We start from the raw sequence: 17299 nt of genomic DNA on the forward strand, positions 1-17299 counted from the left end.
TATCTGGCGTTGACTTTTGGCACGCTGTTGAGTTCTCAAGGAACGGACGCTTCCTTTGAAACCGTTTCACCGGTTTCTCCGGGCGCTTCCCTTCGCTGTGTCCACTACTTTAGCTGATTTCCCGCCCGGCTCCTAATCGAGCCTTTGGATCGAATTTCCGCGCAGCGGAAATAGACCCTGTTCGGGGATCATCGATAGTGGTTGGCCGCCTGTGGATCGGGGTGTTGTGACCCGACCGAAGTCGTGTCGACAGCAGTGCCCGTCTCAAGCGGCTCGGGCTACGTTAGGCGTCGGGGTGCCCGGAGTCAAGTTCCGTCTGACGGCGCGTCGGATGAGCGGCGGCGGGGGGTGTGGGGCCGGTACGGGCTCACCGTTGGGTCGCCGTCGATCCAGAAGCGCCATGGATGGGTGGCGCCTTCGCCGCCGACGCCCGTGCGCGGGCCGCTCAGCACCTGGTCGGCCGGGGTGGGGGCGCCGGTGAGTATCTCCATCGGGCTTCGGGGGCCGGCGCAGACGTCGACGCCGTTCAGGTGGCGGTCGATGCCGAGAGCCGTGGCCAGGCGCGCCGGCCCCTTGGCCAGCTCGCGATCGTTGCGGGCGGTCGGGCGGTGCTTGTGGGCCCGCTCATGGCCGCTGAGGATCTCCCCGGCCCGCAGCAGCACCCCACTGGCCGAGCCTTCCGGGCCGCACACCAGATTCATGCAGTGCCACATGCCGTAGGTGAAGTAGACATACGCATGGCCTGGGGGCCCGAACATGACGGCGTTGCGCTCCGTGCGGCCCCGGTAGGCGTGCGACCCGGGGTCTGCCGGGCCCGCGTACGCCTCGACCTCGGTCAGGCGCAGCTCGATCGGTCCGTCCGGTGTGTGGGTGTGGCGGACGAGGATGCGCCCTAGGAGGTCAGGGGCCACCTCCAGGACGGGACGGTCGAAGAACCGGCGGGGCAGCGGCGTACGGTCGGGTGCTGCGATCACGCGGCCCGAGCGTAGTGCAAGCGATATGAACGGGCGGTTGGAGCGGGGCCGCTCCGCTGACAGGGTGGGCCGGGCGGAACCGCTTCCGGCCGTTTCGCGTTCCTAGGGTTCAACAGTGGTCGTCGTGCGATCAGAACGAGACGCAGGCGCGTCCTTGAGAGGGAGAACATGGGCTTCAAGAAGCTGCTCGCGAGTCTGGGTGCCGGTGGCGCTTCGGTGGAGACGGTGCTGACGGAGGAGAACGTCGTTCCCGGCGGCATCGTCCAGGGCGAGGTCCGGATCCAGGGCGGCTCCGTGGCGCAGCAGATCGAGGGGCTGACGGTCGGCCTTCAGGCGCGGGTCGAGGTGGAGAGCAACGACCAGGAGTACAAGCAGGACGTCGAGTTCACCAGGCAGCAACTGGGCGGCGCCTTCGAGGTGCAGCCGGGTGCGGTGCACGCGGTGCAGTTCGGTCTTGAGATCCCCTGGGAGACGCCGATCACGACGTTCCTGGGCCAGCACCTCACCGGAATGAACGTGGGTGTGACCACGGAGCTCCAGATCGCGCGCGCCGTGGACTCGGGTGACCTGGACCCGGTGAATGTGCACCCGATCCCCGCGCAGCAGGCGATTCTCGACGCCTTCGGCCAGCTCGGTTTCCGGTTCAAGAGCGCCGACCTGGAGCGCGGCCACATCCGCGGGACGCGGCAGCGGCTGCCGTTCTACCAGGAGATCGAGTTCTACGCGCCGCAGCAGTACCGCGGGCTCAACCAGGTCGAGCTGACCTTCATCGCGGACGACCGCGAGATGGATGTCGTCCTGGAGATGGACAAGAAGCCGGGTCTGTTCACCGAGGGCAGCGACTCCTACCGGTCGTTCACCGTCAACCTGGCGTCCTTCCACGACACCGACTGGGCCGGGTACCTGAACCAGTGGCTCTCCGAGGTCGGCGGCAAGCGCAACTGGTTCTGACCGCGGCCGGTCCGGGCTGCCTCAGGTCCCGGGCCGCTTCGGTTTCCGCGCGGGGCGCGCACCGTGTTTCCTCGGTGCGCGCCCCGCGCGTTGTCACCCGCCTGCCTGTCACTCGTAGTGCACGGTCAGCGGGGTTCCGCGGCCGGCCCAGTGCTCGGTGGCCTCGGTGAACACCTCGGCCGCCGTCGCCGCGGCCTCGGGGGCGGCCGTACGGAACGCCTCCCAGCCGTGGACGCGCAGCACAAAGCCCTCCCCCTGCGGGCCCCACCAGGACAGGTCGCGGAGGCAGTCGGCGAGCGCGTCCCAGTTGCGGCCGAACCACTCGGGGAAGCCGAGGTCGCGGGCGCAGCGGTCGAGGAAGCCCGCCTTGTCCCGGATCTCGTCCAGGTGCAGTGAGGCGGTGTGCCGTGTCGGTCCGGTCATGGGGGCATGGTGTCAGTCCGGGCCGCGGTGGTCTCGTTAGGCTGGCCGCCGATACGACCAGCCCGAGCAGCAGGAGGTTTCGACGTGTCCGACCAGAACCGGCGCCCGCTCCCCCATGACTTCCACCCGCCGGTGCCGCCGTTCACCGTGGTGAGCGATGACGTCGAACCCGGGGGCACCCTCAAGTCCGCCCAGGTGTACGCCGAGGGGAACACCTCGCCGCAGCTGCGCTGGGAGGGGTTCCCCGCGGAGACCAAGAGCTTCGCCGTCACCTGCTACGACCCGGACGCGCCGACAGGCAGCGGGTTCTGGCACTGGGTGTTGTTCGACATCCCGGCGGACGTCACCGAGTTGCCGGCCGGTGCGGGCGGCAACAGCTTCAAGGGGCTGCCCGAGGGCGCGGTGCACGCCCGGAACGACTATGGCTCGCGCGACTTCGGCGGGGCCGCGCCGCCGCCCGGGGACGGTTCGCACCGCTATGTGTTCACCGTCTACGCGGTGGACACGGAGAAGCTGGGCCCGGATGCCGACGCCTCGCCCGCGGTCGTCGGCTTCAATCTGCGCTTCCACACGCTGGCGCGCGCCCAGCTGATCGGCGAGTACGAGAACCCGGCCGCCGGCTGACGCTTCCGGCCGGCTTCCATCTGACTGGGCGGGCCCGCCCTCGGGCCTTGTCCGAGGCCTAAATTGCGTTGTCCTCGGCGTCGCTCCCGGCGAAAGATGTATCCCGGCCCGCCCGTCCGTGCGGGCCGGGGTTGGCCGGATGCGGAGGTGGTCGGGATGCGCGAGACGCTGGTTTTGAACGCAAGCTTCGAGCCGCTGTCGGCGGTGTCGCTGCGCCGCGCGGTGGTGCTCGTCCTTCAGAACAAGGCCGTCATCGAACACGCCCATCCCGGACTGCGGGTGCGTGCCGCGGACGTCGATCTGCCCGTGCCGCTGGTGATCCGGCTGTGCCGGTACGTACGCGTGCCGTTCCGAAGACGCGCTCCGTGGTCGCGGCGCGGTGTGCTGGTGAGGGACCAGCACCGGTGCGCCTACTGCGGCCGTCGGGCGACGACCGTCGACCATGTGGTGCCGCGGTCGCACGGCGGTGGGGACACCTGGCTCAATACGGTGGCTTCCTGCGCGGAGGACAACCACCGCAAGGCGGACCGGACTCCGGAGCAGGCCGGGATGCGGCTGCTGAGCACGCCGTTCGAGCCGACGCCGTCGGATGCGCTGCTGCTGGCGCTGGGGGCGGCGGAGCGCGACGGTCTGCCGGAGTGGCTGGCGCTCCCCGCCTGATGACCGGGTGGCCCGGCCTCTGAATACGTACGGACCCCCCGCGCTTGTCGCAAGCGCGGGGGGTCCGTATGTGTCAGAGGACCGGACTTCGGGCGACCGGCGTCAGTCGATCCTGGGCTGTTCGCGGCGCGGGGCGGCCTCCTTGCCCGTGGCGGCCGGGGCGCCGCCTCCGTTGCCGCCCCCCATCGGGCCGAAGTTGCCGATGGCCCCGCCGAGCCCCTTGAGGGCGTCGCCGATCTCGCTGGGCACGATCCAGAGCTTGTTGGCGTCGCCCTCGGCGATCTTCGGCAGCATCTGGAGGTACTGGTACGAGAGCAGCTTCTGGTCCGGGTCTCCGGCGTGGATGGACTCGAAGACCGTACGGATGGCCTGGGCCTCGCCCTCGGCGCGCAGCGCGGCCGCCCTGGACTCGCCCTCGGCCCGCAGGATCGCGGACTGCTTCTCGCCCTCGGCGCGCAGGATCTCGGACTGCCGGACACCTTCGGCCTGGAGGATCGCGGCGCGCTTGTCACGGTCGGCCCGCATCTGCTTCTCCATCGAGTCCTGGATGGAGGTCGGCGGCTCGATCGCCTTGAGCTCGACGCGGTTGACGCGGATGCCCCACTTGCCGGTGGCCTCGTCGAGCACGCCGCGCAGCGCCGCGTTGATCTCCTCGCGGGAGGTCAGGGTGCGCTCCAGGTCCATGCCGCCGATGATGTTCCGCAGGGTGGTGACGGTCAGCTGCTCGATCGCCTGGATGTAGCTGGCGACCTCGTAGGTGGCGGCGCGGGCGTCGGTCACCTGGTAGTAGATGACGGTGTCGATGTTCACCACCAGGTTGTCCTGGGTGATCACCGGCTGCGGCGGGAACGGCACGACCTGTTCCCGCAGGTCGACGCGGTTGCGGATCGAGTCGATGAACGGCACGACGATGTTGAGGCCCGCGTTCAGTGTGCGGGTGTAGCGGCCGAAGCGCTCGACGATGGCGGCGCTCGCCTGGGGGATGACCTGGATCGTCTTGATGAGTGCGATGAAGACGAGCACCACCAGGATGATCAGGACGATGATGATCGGTGCCACAGCGGCTTCCCCGTGCCCTTCATACTTCCGGTTGATCCGTGATGATCAGGTCTGGTCGTCGATCTCGACGTCGATCTTGATGTCGATGTCGATCTCGGTCTGAGTTTGTCAGATCTGAGGGCCAGTTGGCAGCCGGGCCGTCCAGTGCTGGTATCCGGCTCGTATCGGCGTATGACGGCTCGGTGGTTCACATGGCCTCCGTGGTTCACATGACCACAGCCGTGGCGCCGTCGATGTCCACGACGTCGACCTGCTGGCCCGGTTCGTAGGCCTGGTCGGGGTCGAGCGCGCGGGCCGACCACACTTCGCCGGCGAGTTTGATCCGTCCGCCGCCGCTTTCGTCCACGCGCTCGAGGACGACGGCCTGGCGGCCCTTCAGTGCCTCCACCCCGCTGACCAGCTCGGGCCGCTGAGTACGGCTGCGGACCGCGATCGGCCGGACGACGGCGACCAGTGCGACGGAGACCACGGAGAAGACCACGACCTGGAACACCGCGCCGCCGCCGAGCGCATCGGTGATCGCGGCGGCGACGGCACCGACCGCGACCATGCCGAATTCCGGCATCGCGGTCAGCACGAGCGGAATGCCCAGCCCTACGGCGGCGACCAGCCACCACACCCAAGAATCCACAAGGTCATGGTAGTTCTCGGGATGTGTCCGGGAACAGAGCGCGGATCACCCACCGGGAGCGCTTCGGCAAATCAAGACCTGAAACGGAGACCTGAAACGGGGACCTGAAAACGGGGGCTCAGCTCAGCGGCAGACCCTGGGCCGTCCAGCGGTCGCCGTTGCGCTCCACGACCAGCGGGAGTCCGAAGCAGTGCGAGAGGTTGCGGGAGGTCAGCTCGGTCTCGACCGGGCCGGCGGCCAGCACCTTGCCCTGGCGGATCATCAGGACGTGGGTGAAGCCGGGGGCGATCTCCTCCACATGATGTGTCACCATGATCATCGAGGGGGCGAGCGGGTCGCGGGCGAGCCGGCCCAGGCGCCGTACGAGGTCCTCGCGGCCGCCGAGGTCCAGGCCGGCCGCGGGCTCGTCGAGGAGCAGCAGCTCGGGGTCGGTCATCATGGCCCGGGCGATGAGGGTGCGCTTGCGCTCGCCCTCGGAGAGGGTGCCGAACTTCCGGTCGAGGTGGTCGGTCATGCCGAGGCGGTCCAGGAACGCGCGGGCGCGCTGCTCGTCGACGGCCTCGTAGTCCTCGTGCCAGTGGGCGGTCATGCCGTACGCGGCGGTGAGCACGGTCTGGAGCACGGTCTGGCGGCGGGGCAGCTTGTCGGCCATGGCGATGCCGGCCATGCCGATGCGGGGGCGCAGTTCGAAGACGTCGACCGCGCCGAGCTGCTCGCTGAGGATCCGGACGGTCCCGGTGCTCGGGAAGAGATAACTCGAGGCCACGTTGAGCAGGGTGGTCTTGCCGGCGCCGTTGGGTCCGAGGATCACCCAGCGCTCCCCCTCTTTGATCGACCAGGAGACCTCGTCCACCAGAGCCCGTCCATCGCGGACCACGGATACGTCCACCAGCTCCAGAACATCGCTCATGAGCGCGTTGTCTCCCATTGCAGTCTCGAGTGTCGCGTGCGCCTGTAGGCGCCGCCCCCAGAGGAAAACCTACGCCACGTATTGTCAGCGCCAGTCCTTAGGCTGGTGGCATGCTCGATGAACCGCGCTCAGGGCGCCTGACCGCCTGGGGAAATGCCCTTCTCGCCGGACTTGTCTCCCCGGACGAGGCCGCGCATCGCATCGCGGCCGACGACGTTTCGCACCGCGTGGCCGATTTGCCGGGGGAAACCGCCCCGGTCGGGCTGACGCTCGCGCTCGGGCGGCTGCGGGCGCTCGGGGCCAAGGGGCTGCGGGTGGCCTTGCCGGTAGCGGGGCATCCCCTGGGGCTCTGCGGCCCGCCCGAGTTCAACGCGCGGGCGCTGGACGCGGGCGAGGCGGTGATCGTCACGGGGGTGGCGGTGGGCCTGGTGCCGGAGGTGTTCCAGGCGGGGCCCGAGGGCGATGTGCATGTCGAGGTGGTGTGGCACTCCCTGCCGGTGCGGGAGGCGCCGCCGGCCGATGTGCCGTCGCTGGGCGAGGCCGAGCGGGAGCTGGCGGAGGCGCTGCGCGATGCCACCGAGGTGTTGTCGCGGCTGAATGTCGCCGGGGCGGGGCCGGCCGCGCAGGCGGCCCTGGAGGCGTACCGGGCACGGGCGGGGCGGGGGCGCGAAGTGCTCGCGCCGGGCTATCCGCCGCGGGCGCTGCGGGTGTTGGAGCTGGCCCAGCGGGTGGGCGCGCTGGTCGAGATCGCGCATGGGCCGGGCGCGGCGGCCGGGGAGCACGGCGCGGCGGTGAGCGCGTCGGAGATCGCGGCGCGGGCCGAGGCGCTGCGGCCGGTGGAGCGTACGGCGCGGCGGGCGCAGGTGGCGGCGTACAACGCGTATGTGGAGGAGCTGGAGCGCGGCGGGTCCTGAGGCCCGCCCGGGCGCGCCGACACCCCGGCGGCCGGACCGCCGGGGTGTCGGGATGTCGAGGTGCCGAAGTGCCCGGGAGGGCGATGCTCAGCGGTTGCCGCAGGGGGTGCCGAAGGTCTCGTTCAGCACCCCGAGGGCGCTGACGTTGTTGTTGCAGGCGTTGACCGGGACGGACACGGGCACCTGGGCGTGGTTGCCGGCGACGACGCCCGGGGAGTTCACGGCCTGGCCGTGAGCCTGGGGGCCTTGGGCCGAGGCGGCACCGGCACCCGCGATGGCGAGGCCGCCCGCCGCGATGGTGACGGCCGCGAACTTCTTGATGCTCTTCACTTGATAAGACCCTTCTCACGCAACACCGCGGCGGTCCGCCGCGGCCGCCTTGGAGAACGGCTCGAGGCGGGCTGGGTTGCGCTGTCCGGGGGACATACACACGACGGTATGAATCTCGGCTCGACCGACCGCACTCCTGTATCACCAACAGATCGCCGCTTAGTGCGACAATCCAGGCAATTCACCCCTTCGCCCGCGCCCGCCTCGGCCTAAACCTCGGCCTGGGCCCTGACCTAGGCCCCGACCCCGTGGCGCACGGCCCACAGCGCCGCCTGGGTCCGGTCGGCGAGGTCCAGCTTCATCAGAATGTTGGACACATGGGTCTTCACGGTCTTTTCGGATAGGACCAGCGCGCGGGCGATCTCCCGGTTGGACCGGCCGTCCGCGATCAGCGCCAGCACCTCGCGCTCCCGCTCGGTGAGCGTGCTGCCCCGCCCATGGCCGCCGCCCGTCTCCTCCTGGGAGAGCAGCGCCAGGGCCACCTCGGGCTGAAGCAGCACATGCCCGGCGTGTACGGACCTGATGGCGCCCGCGAGGGCCTCGGGGTCCACGTCCTTGTAGACATACCCGGCCGCGCCCGCACGCAGGGCGGGTACGACGGTGCGCTGCTCGGTGAAGCTGGTGACGACCAGCACCCGGGCGGGGTTGTCGAGGCCGCGCAGCCGGCGCAGCGCCTCGACGCCGTCGGTGCCGGGCATCTTCACATCCATCAGGATCACATCGGGCCGCAGCTCCTCGGCGCGGGCCACGCCCTCCTCGCCGTCGGCGGCCTCCCCCACCACCTCGATGTCGTCCTGCACCTCCAGGAACGTCCGGAGCCCGCGCCGCACCACTTGGTGGTCGTCCACGAGCAACACCCGGATCCCTCGGACCGGCTCAGCCACCGGGCACCTCCATTTCGATCACGGTGCCCTTTCCGGGCTCCGACTCCACGGTCAGACGGCCGCCCACGCCGCTCGCCCGGTCGCGCATCGAGACCAGGCCCAGATGGCGCCCCGCCCGGCGGACGGCCGACGGGTCGAAGCCCCCGCCGTCGTCGGCCACGCGGAGCAGCACGCCCTGGCCGTGGCGGGACAGGGTGACCTCGACCCGTTCGGCGTCCGCGTGGCGCAGCGCGTTGTGCAGGGCCTCCTGCGCCACCCGCAGCAGCGCCTCGTCCTGGGCCGCGGGCAGCGCCCGGACGCCGCGGGCGGCGAAGGTGACGCGGGCGCTGTGGGCGCGGTCCAGGACCCGTATCTGGGTGCGCAGGGTGGCGACGAGGCCGTCCTCGTCGAGGGCGGCCGGGCGCAGCTCGACGACGGCGGAGCGCAGCTCGTCGGCCGCCTCGGCGGCGAGGGCGGCTATCTGCTGGAGCTCGCCCTTGGCCCGGGCGGGGTCGCGGTCCACGAGCGCGGTGGCGGCCTGTGCGGTCAGCCGCAGCGAGAAGAGCTTCTGGGAGACGGCGTCGTGCAGCTCATGGGCGAGCCGGGCCCGCTCTCCGGCGATGGTGAGCTCGCGGCTGCGCTCGTAGAGCCGGGCGTTGGTGAGGGCGATGGCGGCGTGCTGGGCGAGGATGCCCAGCAGTTCCTCGTCCCTCACGGTGAATCCGCAGCTTCCGCTGGGCTTGGGGCAGCGCTTGTTGGCCAGGAAGAGCGCGCCGAGCACTTCGTCGTCATCCGCGATCGGAAGCCCGATGAAATCAGACATTTCGGGATGCGCGTCCGGCCAGCCCTCGAAGCGCGGATCCCGGCGGACATCGGCGAGCCGCTGAGGGGTGGCGTCCCGCAGCATCGCGGCCAGGATGCCGTGCTGGCGAGGCAGCGGGCCGATGGCCTTCCACTGCTCGTCACTGACGCCATCTACTACGAACTGGGCAAAGCCCCCGTGGTCGTCCGGAACACCCAGTGCCGCATACTCCGCATCAAGCAGCTCACGGGCGGACACAACGATCGTCTTTAGGACATCGCGGACTTCCAGGTGTCTGCTCATGGCGAGCAGCGCACCGCTCACATTGGCCAGGCCCGCCCCTGCCCCGCCACCGCGTCCCTTTGTCATGAGCCTCACCGTACCGGCGGACTCGACTCGGGCATATCGGCCGGTCGACGGCACTCCTCAGGACCAAAGTCCTAGTCCCGAGGAGGGAGGGAATCGCTTTGGAACGGCGCGTCGCGCCGCCCGCGAATGGCGACCACAGTATGTATTTGCTCAGGCACATCACGCGATACGGAAGCCTCGGTGTTGTGACCCCTGACACAGGACCTGAATCACGTACGACCACGATTAGTGGACGTTTTAAACCAGTCGTGAGCGGGGAAGACGGCCGCTCGCACAGGCGGGAGCGGCCCAGGTGTCCACTAAGCAGGGTCGTATGTCACACCTTTGCCACAACATTTTGCGGACGCTAAGAATTTCCCAGTCGCATCGCGCCGTAGCTCAGAACACGGCGTTCATGAGCGCCGATTTGGCCTGCGACACGAGCGATTGGAAGAGGTTCAGTCCGCCATGCCCGTTCCCCGCATTCCCGGTTACAGCCGCCTGACCAAGACGCACAAGTTCTCCGCCGCCGGCATCGCCGCCGCGGGCGCCGCCGCCCTCGCTTTCGCCGTCGTCCCGGGCCAGTCCGACGGCCACACGACCGCCACCAAGGAACTGCCCGCCAAACCCGTGGCCTGGAGCAAGCAGGTCGTCGACCACGAGGCCCAGCACGAGAGCCTCGTCCACCAGTCCGAGCTCGCCTCGCAGCAGGCGAAGGAGGAAGCCGCGAAGAAGAAGGCGGCCGAGGAAGCGGCGAAGAAGAAGGCGGCTGAGGAAGCCGCCAAGAAGAAGGCCGCCGAGGAAGCGGCGAAGAAGAAGGCCGCCGAGGAGGCCGCGGCCAAGAAGGCCGCCGAGGAGAAGGCCGCCAAGGCGAAGGCGGACAAGGAGCGGGCCGCCAAGGAGGCCGCGAGCCGCGCCGCCGCCCGCAAGCCGGTCTACGCGAACAACCTCGACGGCTGGATCAAGGAGTCGCTCGCGGTCATGAAGCAGAAGGGCATCCCGGGCAGCTACAACGGGATCTACCGGAACCTCATGCGGGAGTCGAGCGGTAACCCGCGCGCCATCAACCTGTGGGACATCAACGCCAAGAACGGCATCCCCTCGAAGGGCCTGCTCCAGGTCATAGACCCGACCTTCAAGGCCTACCACGTCGACGGCACCTCCTGGGACATCTACGACCCGGTCGCCAACATCACCGCCGCGTGCAACTACGCGTACCACCGCTACGGCTCGATGGACAACGTCAACGGCCCGTACTAAACCGGATTATCCGTCCGGATCGGTCGAACCGGACGCCTGACACGCCGAAGGGCGGCGGCACCCTCACTCCGCGAGGGGTGCCGCCGCCCTTCGGTGTCGCGGGCGTGAGGCGTTCCGCTACTTGCGCATGACCTCCGGCTCGTGGCGGCGCAGCAGCCGGGCGACCAGGACGGCGCAGATGACGCCGAGCGCGAGCAGCACCAGGACGTCGATGGTCCACTGCGACGCGGCGTGCTCCCACAGGGGGTCGGTGTCATTGGGCTTCTTGCGGTCCCAGGGCGCCATCATGTGGCCGGGGCCGGGGCCGAGGTCCAGGGTCGCGCCGGCCGCGCCGACCGCCCAGCGGGACGGCATCAGATAGGCGAACTGCTCGATGCCCGGCGATCCGTAGATCTTGAACAGGATGCCGGTGAAGACGACCTGGACGATCGCGAACATGACCAGCAGCGGCATGGTCTTCTCGGCGGTCTTCACCAGCGCGGAGATCACCAGGCCGACCATCATCGAGGTGAAGCCGATCGCGATGATGGCCAGGCACAGCTCGAGGGCCGGGGGCATGATCAGGCCCTCATCCGGCAGCTCGCGGGTCGAGAACCCGATGGCGCAGATGATCACGGCCTGGAAGGCGGTGATCACGCCGAGCACGATCACCTTCGACATCAGATAGGCCGAGCGGGACAGGCCGACCGCCCGTTCCCGTTCGTAGATCACCCGCTCCTTGATCAGTTCTCGTACGGAGTTGGCCGCGCCGGAGAAGCACATGCCGACCACGAGGATCAGCATGATGGTGCCCGAGTCCTGGTTGAACTGGCCCTTCGGCGCCTTGGTGAGGCCGAAGTCCGAGGGGATCACGATGCTCACCGCGCCGAGGACGGCGGGCAGGATCACCATCAGCCCCAGGAAGCCCTTGTCCGAGGCGATCACCGAGGTGTAGCGGCGCATCAGGGTCCACAGCTGGGAACCCCAGCTCTGCGGCTTCTGCACACGCGCCGGGGGCGGCTGGACGTGTACGGACTGTGGGGCGACGGCGTCGAGGTCCGCGGCGTACATCTGGTAGTGCTGCGAACCGCGCCAGCGGCCCGCCCAGTCGTAGTCGCGGTAGTTCTCGAAGGCGGAGAAGACATCCGCCCAGGTGTCGTACCCGAAGAAGTTGAGCGCCTCCTCGGGCGGGCCGAAGTAGGCGACCGAGCCGCCCGGCGCCATGACCAGGAGCTTGTCGCAGAGCGCCAGCTCGGCCACCGAGTGGGTGACGACCAGCACGGTGCGGCCGTCGTCGGCGAGGCCGCGCAGCAGCTGCATCACATCGCGGTCCATGCCCGGGTCGAGGCCGGAGGTCGGCTCGTCCAGGAAGATCAGCGACGGCTTGGTGAGCAGCTCCAGCGCCACGGAGACGCGCTTGCGCTGGCCGCCGGAGAGCGAGGTGACCTTCTTGTCGGCGTGGATGTCCAGCTTGAGCTCGCGCAGCACCTCGCCGATCCGGGCCTCGCGCTCGGCCTCGGCGGTGTCTCCGGGGAACCGGAGCTTGGCGGCGTAGCGCAGCGCCTTACGGACGGACAGCTCCTTGTGCAGGATGTCGTCCTGCGGAACCAGACCGATGCGCTGGCGCAGCTCGGCGAACTGCTTGTAGAGGTTCCGGTTGTCGTAGAGGACATCGCCCTGGTTGGCCGGGCGGTAGCCGGTGAGCGCCTTGAGCAGGGTGGACTTGCCGGAACCGGACGGGCCGATGACCGCGACCAGCGACTTCTCGGGGACGCCGAAGGAGACGTCCTTGAGGATCTGCTTGCCGCCGTCGACCGTCACCGTCAGATGGCGGGCCGAGAAGGACACCGCACCGGTGTCGACGAACTCCTCGAGGCGGTCGCCGACGAGCCGGAAGGTGGAGTGACCGACACCGACGATGTCGCTCGGGCCGATGATCTGCTGGCGGACCGGCTGACCGTTGACGTACGTGCCGTTGTGGCTGCCGAGGTCGCGGATCTCGAAGCGGCCGTCGGGCAGGGCCCGGAACTCCGCGTGGTTGCGGGAGACCTGGAGGTCGGAGACGACCAGGTCGTTCTCCAGGGCACGACCGATGCGCATCACCCGGCCGACGGCCAGCTGGTGGAAGGTGGTCGGGCTGCGGTCGCCCTGGGCCGGCGGGGCACCGACGCCGCCGCCGGGGACTTTCTGCGCCGGGTACTGGGCCGGGCTCTGCTGCGGGGCGTGCGCCTGCAGGGCCGGCTGCTGGGGAGCCTGGTGCTGGGGAGCCTGGTGCTGGGGAGCCTGGTGCTGCTGCGGGGCCTGGTGCTGAGGGGCCTGTTGCTGCGGTACGAAGGGCTGCTGCTGGTGGGGCGGCTGCTGCGGCCCGCCCTGCGGCTGCGGCCACCCCTGGGGCTGCGGCTGCGGCTGCTGGCCGGCCTGGGGCCAGGCAGGGCCGCCGGGCTGCTGCTGGTACGGGGGCTGCTGGTGGGGCGCCTGCGGCGGCGCGGCCATCGCCTGCGGCGCGCTGAAGGCGCCCGCGGCGACCCCGGGGGCGCCGGCCGCGCCCGCCGCCCCGCCGGAGAGGGTCAGCCGGGGACCGTCGGTGGCGTTCCCGAGATGGACGGCCGATCCCGCACCGATCTCCATCTGCTGGACCCGCTGGCCCTGCACATAAGTGCCGTTGGTGCTGCCGTGGTCCTCGATGACCCAACTGCGCCCGCCCCAGCGCACGGTGGCGTGCCGCCAGGACACCCTGGCGTCGTCCAGCACCATGTCGCCCTGCGGATCACGCCCGAGGCTATATGACCTGGATGGATCAAGTGTCCAGGTCTGTCCGTTCAATTCCAGTACAAGTTCCGGCACTCCACGCCCCACTACTTGTCCCCCGATAGATCCCCTGTGCGGGGAGTCTAGGGATGTCGAACATCGTGAGGAACTATTTCAGGCTCAGTCACAGAACCGGAAGTCGGGCATTGACAGGACCGCCCGGGGGCGGCGTTGACTCATCCGAAAGGCCCCCGGAAAGTGGTGAGAGCCCATCGATGGGACAGATCATGGACCATCCGGGCAACTCATCACGATCGGGGGGACCGACGCCATGGGTGCGAGCGGTGGAGGGCGAGCACGCCCGGGAGAGGTGTTGCTCGCCGCGGTGGCCGCGGTGAGCTGGGCATTTCTGGCCATGGCCGGCGTCGCCGCGCTCGGGCTGCACCTGGTCGGCGCGGACGGGGCGGGCGCGCTCGGCCCCATGACAGCGGCCGCGGTGGTGCTCGCGGTGGGCGGCTCCGTCGTCCCGTCCGGGGATGTGGAGGCGTTCGGACTCCAGGGCGCCCAGGCCCATTCGGCCATCGACGTGGTGCCGCTGGGTATCGGCCTGGTGGGCGCGCTGCTGCTGGGCTGGGTGTTCGTACGGTCGCTGCGCGGGGCCGGCGCGGTGATCGGCGGGGCCGAACTGGCCGCGCGGGCAGGGGCGGTGGTCCTGCTCTTCCTGCTGGTGCTCGCCGGGCTCACGTGGGTGGGCAACGATACCGTCACAATCGACGCCACCACGCTCGGCCTGAAGGGCAAACCGGAACAGGAAGGACTGCTCGGTAAACTCCCGGGCGAGCTGGGCGATATCGCGGACATCGGCAGCGGGCTGCTGCCGGACCGGATCCAGCGGCTCATCGACGCCAAGGCGGCGGTCGGGTTCACCGTCGAGGCGGGGCGCTCCGTGCTGGGCGGCGCGGTCTGGGTCGTCGCGGTGCTGCTCATCGCGCTGCTGGTGGCGCGCCGCGCGCCGGTGCCGCGCGGGCTCGAGGCGGCGCACCGCACCGTCCGGCCGGCCGCCTCCGCGCTGTACGGGGTGCTGGTGCTCGCGGTCGGGGCGGGTCTCGCGGCGGCGCTGTACGCGGCGATCGGCGACGACCACCCCCGCCTGGTCCTCGGGTCGGCGCTGCTCGGCGCGCCGAACGGGGTGTGGCTCGGGGTGCCGCTGGGGCTGTTCGTGCCCTGGCACGGCGGGGCGAGCGGGGCGCTGGTGCGGGTGCTGCCCGATCCGCTCGACAAGCTGCTGGCCGACGAGAAGGACGAGCCGATCACGGTGGCGCGTCTCGCGGAGCTGGACGGCCGGGTGTGGCTGCTGGCGGTGGCCTGTGTGCTGATGATCCTGGCGGCCGGGGTGCTGACCGCGGTCCGTACGCCCGTCGGCCGGACCTCGCGGGCGGGTTTTGTGGGACGGTGCGCGCTGTGGCTGGGGATCGTCACGGCGCTCACGCTGCCGCTGCTGGTCCGGCTGACCGGGGTGTCCGCCGGGGCGAGCCTGTCGGTGCTGGGCTTCGACGCCTTCGGCGCCGGGATCGAGCTGTACGGCAACGGCCCGGCGGCGCCGGCGCTGGGCGCCGGGTGGGGCGCGGCGGCGGGGGCCGCCGGGGCGCTGGCGGCGTGGGCCACGGGGGCCGCGGGCGGGCAGGCTTCCCGGTTCGCGCTCGACTCGGCGCACGGGTCGGCTCGCGGGTCGGCGCCCGGGTCGGCTCACGGGCCGCGACTCAATGGCGCATGACGGCCCGGCTACAGCGAAATGAACGTTTTGTACCGTACAGCCGTCCGTAGCGCGGACTGCCGCGCGATCGCCCCGAGTGGGCGGATACGGTGGGAAGACCATGAGCACATCGCAGATCCCCCCTGCCACCGCCGTCCCGGGCGACGATGTCCCCACTCTCCTCGTCAAGATCTTCGGCAAGGACCGCCCCGGCATCACCGCCGGGCTCTGCGACACCCTCGCCGCCTACGGCGTGAACATAGTCGACATAGAGCAGGTGGTCACCCGCGGCCGCATTGTGCTCTGCGTGCTGGTGACCGCGCCCACCGGCGGCTGGACCTCCGAGGGCGACCTGCGGGCGACCGTGCACAGCTGGGCCGACTCGATGCGGCTTCAGGCCGAGATCATCTCCGGGCGGGGCGACAACCGCCCCCGTGGCACGGGCCGGTCCCATGTCACCGTGCTGGGCCATCCGCTGACCGCCGAGTCGACGGCGCGGATCGCGGCCAGCATCACCGGCAGCGGCGGCAACATCGACCGGATCTTCCGGCTCGCGAAGTACCCGGTGACGGCCGTGGAGTTCGAGGTGTCCGGCACCGAGACGAGCGCGCTGCGCACCGCGCTGGTCACCGAGGCCGCCGGGATCGGCGTGGACGTGGCCGTGGTGGCGTCGGGTCTCCAGCGCCGGGCACAGCGCCTGGTGGTCATGGACGTGGACTCCACCCTGATCCAGGACGAGGTGATCGAGCTCTTCGCGGCGCACGCGGGGTGCGAGGCGGAGGTCGCCGAGGTCACGGCGCGGGCGATGCGCGGTGAGCTGGACTTCGAGCAGTCGCTGCACGCGCGGGTCGCGCTGCTGGCGGGGATCGACGAGTCCGTGGTGGACAAGGTGCGCGCGGAGGTGCGGCTCACGCCCGGCGCCCGCACCCTGATCCGTACGCTCAAGCGCCTCGGCTACCAGGTCGGCGTGGTCTCCGGCGGCTTCACGCAGGTGACCGACGACCTCAAGGACCGGCTGGGCCTGGACTTCGCCTCCGCCAACACCCTGGAGGTGGTGGACGGCAAGCTGACCGGGCGCGTGGTCGGGGAGGTCGTGGACCGGGCGGGCAAGGCGCGGCTGCTGCGGCGCTTCGCGGCCGAGGCCGGGGTGCCGCTGGTGCAGACCGTCGCGATCGGGGACGGGGCCAACGACCTGGACATGCTCAACGCGGCCGGGCTCGGGGTCGCGTTCAACGCCAAGCCGGTGGTGCGGGAGGCCGCGCACACCGCCGTGAACGTGCCGTTCCTGGACACCGTGCTGTATCTGCTGGGGATCACCCGCGACGAGGTGGAGGCGGCGGACACCGCGGTGGACACGGTCGACGGCCCGGCCGACCGAGCCGACGGCTGAGCGAAGGCTGAGCGAAGGCTGAGCGAAGACGTCACGGTACGGGTCGGGCCCGGGCGGCAAGGCTGCCCGGGCCCGACCCGTACCTGATCATCACTCGTGGGGCGCCCAGAAGGAGCTGAGGCGGCCGACGCCGTGCTCCACCGACTTCCAGGACCCGGTGAAGGTCACCACCGCGAGGGCGGAGGTCGGGAATCCGCTCCGGGACATCCGCTCCCGTGTGCCCTCCTCGGCCTCGCCCGCGAGCGCGTCCGCCAGGGCGTGCATGCCGGGGTTGTGGCCGACCAGCAGCAGATCGCTCACGTCGTCGGACGTCTCGTTGAGCAGCGCGATGAGCTCGCCGAGCGAGGCCTCGTACAGCCGCTCCTCGTAGACCGTCTTCGGCCGCTGCGGCAGCTCGTGCACCACGAGCTTCCAGGTCTCCCGCGTGCGGACGGCGGTGGAGCAGAGGGTGAGGTCCGGGCTGATCCCGGCTTCGGCGAGCCGGCGGCCGGCCAGCGGGGCGTCTTTGCGGCCGCGCTCCGCGAGCGGCCGGTCATGGTCGGATACCTGGGGCCAGTCGGCCTTGGCGTGTCGGAGAAGGACGATCCTGCGGGGCACATCGACGCTCATGTATCCCAGCTTCGCATGAAACCGGGTGCCTGGCGCAGGGTGTTGAAGCGGACCTCGTCCTCAGGTGAGTA

At 70.4% G+C, this 17299-nt stretch carries 17 protein-coding genes; 7 read left to right on the forward strand and 10 right to left on the reverse strand.

What is annotated here, in order from left to right:
* Window positions 1-305: 305 nt before the first annotated feature.
* Window positions 306-974: a DNA-3-methyladenine glycosylase gene (locus ABTY62_RS46595; RefSeq protein ID WP_352135477.1), complete on the reverse strand. Its 669-nt coding sequence runs from the start codon at window positions 972-974 to the stop codon at window positions 306-308.
* 168 nt (window positions 975-1142) lie between these two features.
* On the opposite strand from ABTY62_RS46595, the gene ABTY62_RS46600 reads away from it, so the two are divergent.
* Window positions 1143-1925: a sporulation protein gene (locus ABTY62_RS46600; protein ID WP_311730864.1), complete on the forward strand. Its 783-nt coding sequence runs from the start codon at window positions 1143-1145 to the stop codon at window positions 1923-1925.
* 108 nt (window positions 1926-2033) lie between these two features.
* On the opposite strand, the gene ABTY62_RS46605 is transcribed toward ABTY62_RS46600, so the two are convergent.
* On the reverse strand, window positions 2034-2348 hold the full coding sequence (locus tag ABTY62_RS46605; RefSeq protein ID WP_352135478.1) for a barstar family protein: 315 nt from the start codon (window positions 2346-2348) through the stop codon (window positions 2034-2036).
* An 84-nt stretch (window positions 2349-2432) separates the two neighbouring features.
* Between ABTY62_RS46605 and ABTY62_RS46610 the strand changes: the two genes are divergently transcribed.
* Together ABTY62_RS46610 and ABTY62_RS46615 are read left to right on the forward strand one after the other, a co-directional pair.
* Window positions 2433-2972 carry a YbhB/YbcL family Raf kinase inhibitor-like protein gene (locus ABTY62_RS46610; RefSeq protein ID WP_352135479.1) on the forward strand — a complete coding sequence of 180 codons (540 nt, stop codon included), beginning with the start codon at window positions 2433-2435 and terminating at the stop codon, window positions 2970-2972.
* 156 nt (window positions 2973-3128) lie between these two features.
* Entirely contained in the window at window positions 3129-3632 is a 504-nt protein-coding gene (locus tag ABTY62_RS46615) for an HNH endonuclease (protein WP_352135480.1), read from the forward strand.
* Window positions 3633-3734: 102 nt separating this feature from the next.
* On the opposite strand, the gene ABTY62_RS46620 is transcribed toward ABTY62_RS46615, so the two are convergent.
* From ABTY62_RS46620 to ABTY62_RS46630, 3 genes are all read right to left on the reverse strand, one after another.
* Complete coding sequence (locus ABTY62_RS46620) at window positions 3735-4691, reverse strand: SPFH domain-containing protein (protein ID WP_352135481.1); 957 nt, start codon at window positions 4689-4691, stop codon at window positions 3735-3737.
* Between the two features lie 205 nt (window positions 4692-4896).
* Window positions 4897-5322, reverse strand: a complete 426-nt coding sequence (locus ABTY62_RS46625) for an NfeD family protein (RefSeq protein WP_352135482.1) — start codon at window positions 5320-5322, stop codon at window positions 4897-4899.
* 118 nt (window positions 5323-5440) lie between these two features.
* The gene (locus ABTY62_RS46630) at window positions 5441-6232 is read right to left on the reverse strand and encodes an ABC transporter ATP-binding protein (RefSeq protein WP_311730858.1); all 792 of its coding nucleotides are present in this window, start codon (window positions 6230-6232) and stop codon (window positions 5441-5443) included.
* Between the two features lie 110 nt (window positions 6233-6342).
* Here ABTY62_RS46630 and ABTY62_RS46635 point away from each other — a divergent pair, with 110 nt between their 5' ends.
* A complete protein-coding gene (locus ABTY62_RS46635; RefSeq protein WP_352135483.1) occupies window positions 6343-7146 on the forward strand; it encodes an Rv1486c family protein in 804 nt (267 codons plus the stop codon).
* Window positions 7147-7233: 87 nt separating this feature from the next.
* Here ABTY62_RS46635 and ABTY62_RS46640 read toward each other — a convergent pair whose 3' ends face one another.
* From ABTY62_RS46640 to ABTY62_RS46650, 3 genes are all read right to left on the reverse strand, one after another.
* Complete coding sequence (locus ABTY62_RS46640) at window positions 7234-7476, reverse strand: chaplin (protein WP_352135484.1); 243 nt, start codon at window positions 7474-7476, stop codon at window positions 7234-7236.
* 233 nt (window positions 7477-7709) lie between these two features.
* Window positions 7710-8360: a response regulator gene (locus tag ABTY62_RS46645; RefSeq protein ID WP_352135485.1), complete on the reverse strand. Its 651-nt coding sequence runs from the start codon at window positions 8358-8360 to the stop codon at window positions 7710-7712.
* On the reverse strand, window positions 8353-9510 hold the full coding sequence (locus ABTY62_RS46650) for a GAF domain-containing sensor histidine kinase (RefSeq protein WP_352135486.1): 1158 nt from the start codon (window positions 9508-9510) through the stop codon (window positions 8353-8355). The genes ABTY62_RS46645 and ABTY62_RS46650 overlap by 8 nt, the downstream gene beginning before the upstream one ends.
* Before the next feature lie 447 nt (window positions 9511-9957).
* Here ABTY62_RS46650 and ABTY62_RS46655 point away from each other — a divergent pair, with 447 nt between their 5' ends.
* Window positions 9958-10749, forward strand: a complete 792-nt coding sequence (locus ABTY62_RS46655) for a transglycosylase SLT domain-containing protein (protein WP_352135487.1) — start codon at window positions 9958-9960, stop codon at window positions 10747-10749.
* A gap of 117 nt (window positions 10750-10866) precedes the next feature.
* Here the strand turns inward: ABTY62_RS46655 and ABTY62_RS46660 are convergent, their stop codons facing one another.
* Complete coding sequence (locus tag ABTY62_RS46660; protein WP_352135488.1) at window positions 10867-13584, reverse strand: ABC transporter ATP-binding protein/permease; 2718 nt, start codon at window positions 13582-13584, stop codon at window positions 10867-10869.
* A 262-nt stretch (window positions 13585-13846) separates the two neighbouring features.
* Between ABTY62_RS46660 and ABTY62_RS46665 the strand changes: the two genes are divergently transcribed.
* Window positions 13847-15250 (forward strand): streptophobe family protein, encoded by a 1404-nt coding sequence (locus ABTY62_RS46665; RefSeq protein ID WP_352135489.1) that lies wholly within the window; start codon window positions 13847-13849, stop codon window positions 15248-15250.
* A 100-nt stretch (window positions 15251-15350) separates the two neighbouring features.
* Window positions 15351-16619, forward strand: a complete 1269-nt coding sequence (gene serB / locus ABTY62_RS46670; protein WP_352135490.1) for a phosphoserine phosphatase SerB — start codon at window positions 15351-15353, stop codon at window positions 16617-16619.
* Window positions 16620-16709: 90 nt separating this feature from the next.
* Here the strand turns inward: serB and ABTY62_RS46675 are convergent, their stop codons facing one another.
* Complete coding sequence (locus ABTY62_RS46675; RefSeq protein ID WP_352135491.1) at window positions 16710-17228, reverse strand: SixA phosphatase family protein; 519 nt, start codon at window positions 17226-17228, stop codon at window positions 16710-16712.
* Between the last annotated feature and the right edge of the window lie 71 nt (window positions 17229-17299).

Origin of the sequence: Streptomyces sp. NPDC097640 (genome assembly GCF_040302705.1) — a bacterium.
In the GTDB taxonomy this organism is placed as follows: domain Bacteria; phylum Actinomycetota; class Actinomycetes; order Streptomycetales; family Streptomycetaceae; genus Streptomyces.

Bases quoted from the DNA above. Each gene is read 5' to 3' on its own strand.
- ABTY62_RS46600 (WP_311730864.1), top strand. From the start codon at position 1,143: ATGGGCTTCAAGAAGCTGCTCGCGAGTCTGGGTGCCGGTGGCGCTTCG.
- ABTY62_RS46605 (WP_352135478.1), bottom strand. From the start codon at position 2,348: ATGACCGGACCGACACGGCACACCGCCTCACTGCACCTGGACGAGATC.
- ABTY62_RS46615 (WP_352135480.1), top strand. From the start codon at position 3,129: ATGCGCGAGACGCTGGTTTTGAACGCAAGCTTCGAGCCGCTGTCGGCG.
- ABTY62_RS46630 (WP_311730858.1), bottom strand. From the start codon at position 6,232: ATGAGCGATGTTCTGGAGCTGGTGGACGTATCCGTGGTCCGCGATGGA.
- ABTY62_RS46635 (WP_352135483.1), top strand. From the start codon at position 6,343: ATGCTCGATGAACCGCGCTCAGGGCGCCTGACCGCCTGGGGAAATGCC.
- ABTY62_RS46650 (WP_352135486.1), bottom strand. From the start codon at position 9,510: ATGACAAAGGGACGCGGTGGCGGGGCAGGGGCGGGCCTGGCCAATGTG.
- ABTY62_RS46655 (WP_352135487.1), top strand. From the start codon at position 9,958: ATGCCCGTTCCCCGCATTCCCGGTTACAGCCGCCTGACCAAGACGCAC.
- serB (WP_352135490.1), top strand. From the start codon at position 15,351: ATGAGCACATCGCAGATCCCCCCTGCCACCGCCGTCCCGGGCGACGAT.
- ABTY62_RS46675 (WP_352135491.1), bottom strand. From the start codon at position 17,228: ATGAGCGTCGATGTGCCCCGCAGGATCGTCCTTCTCCGACACGCCAAG.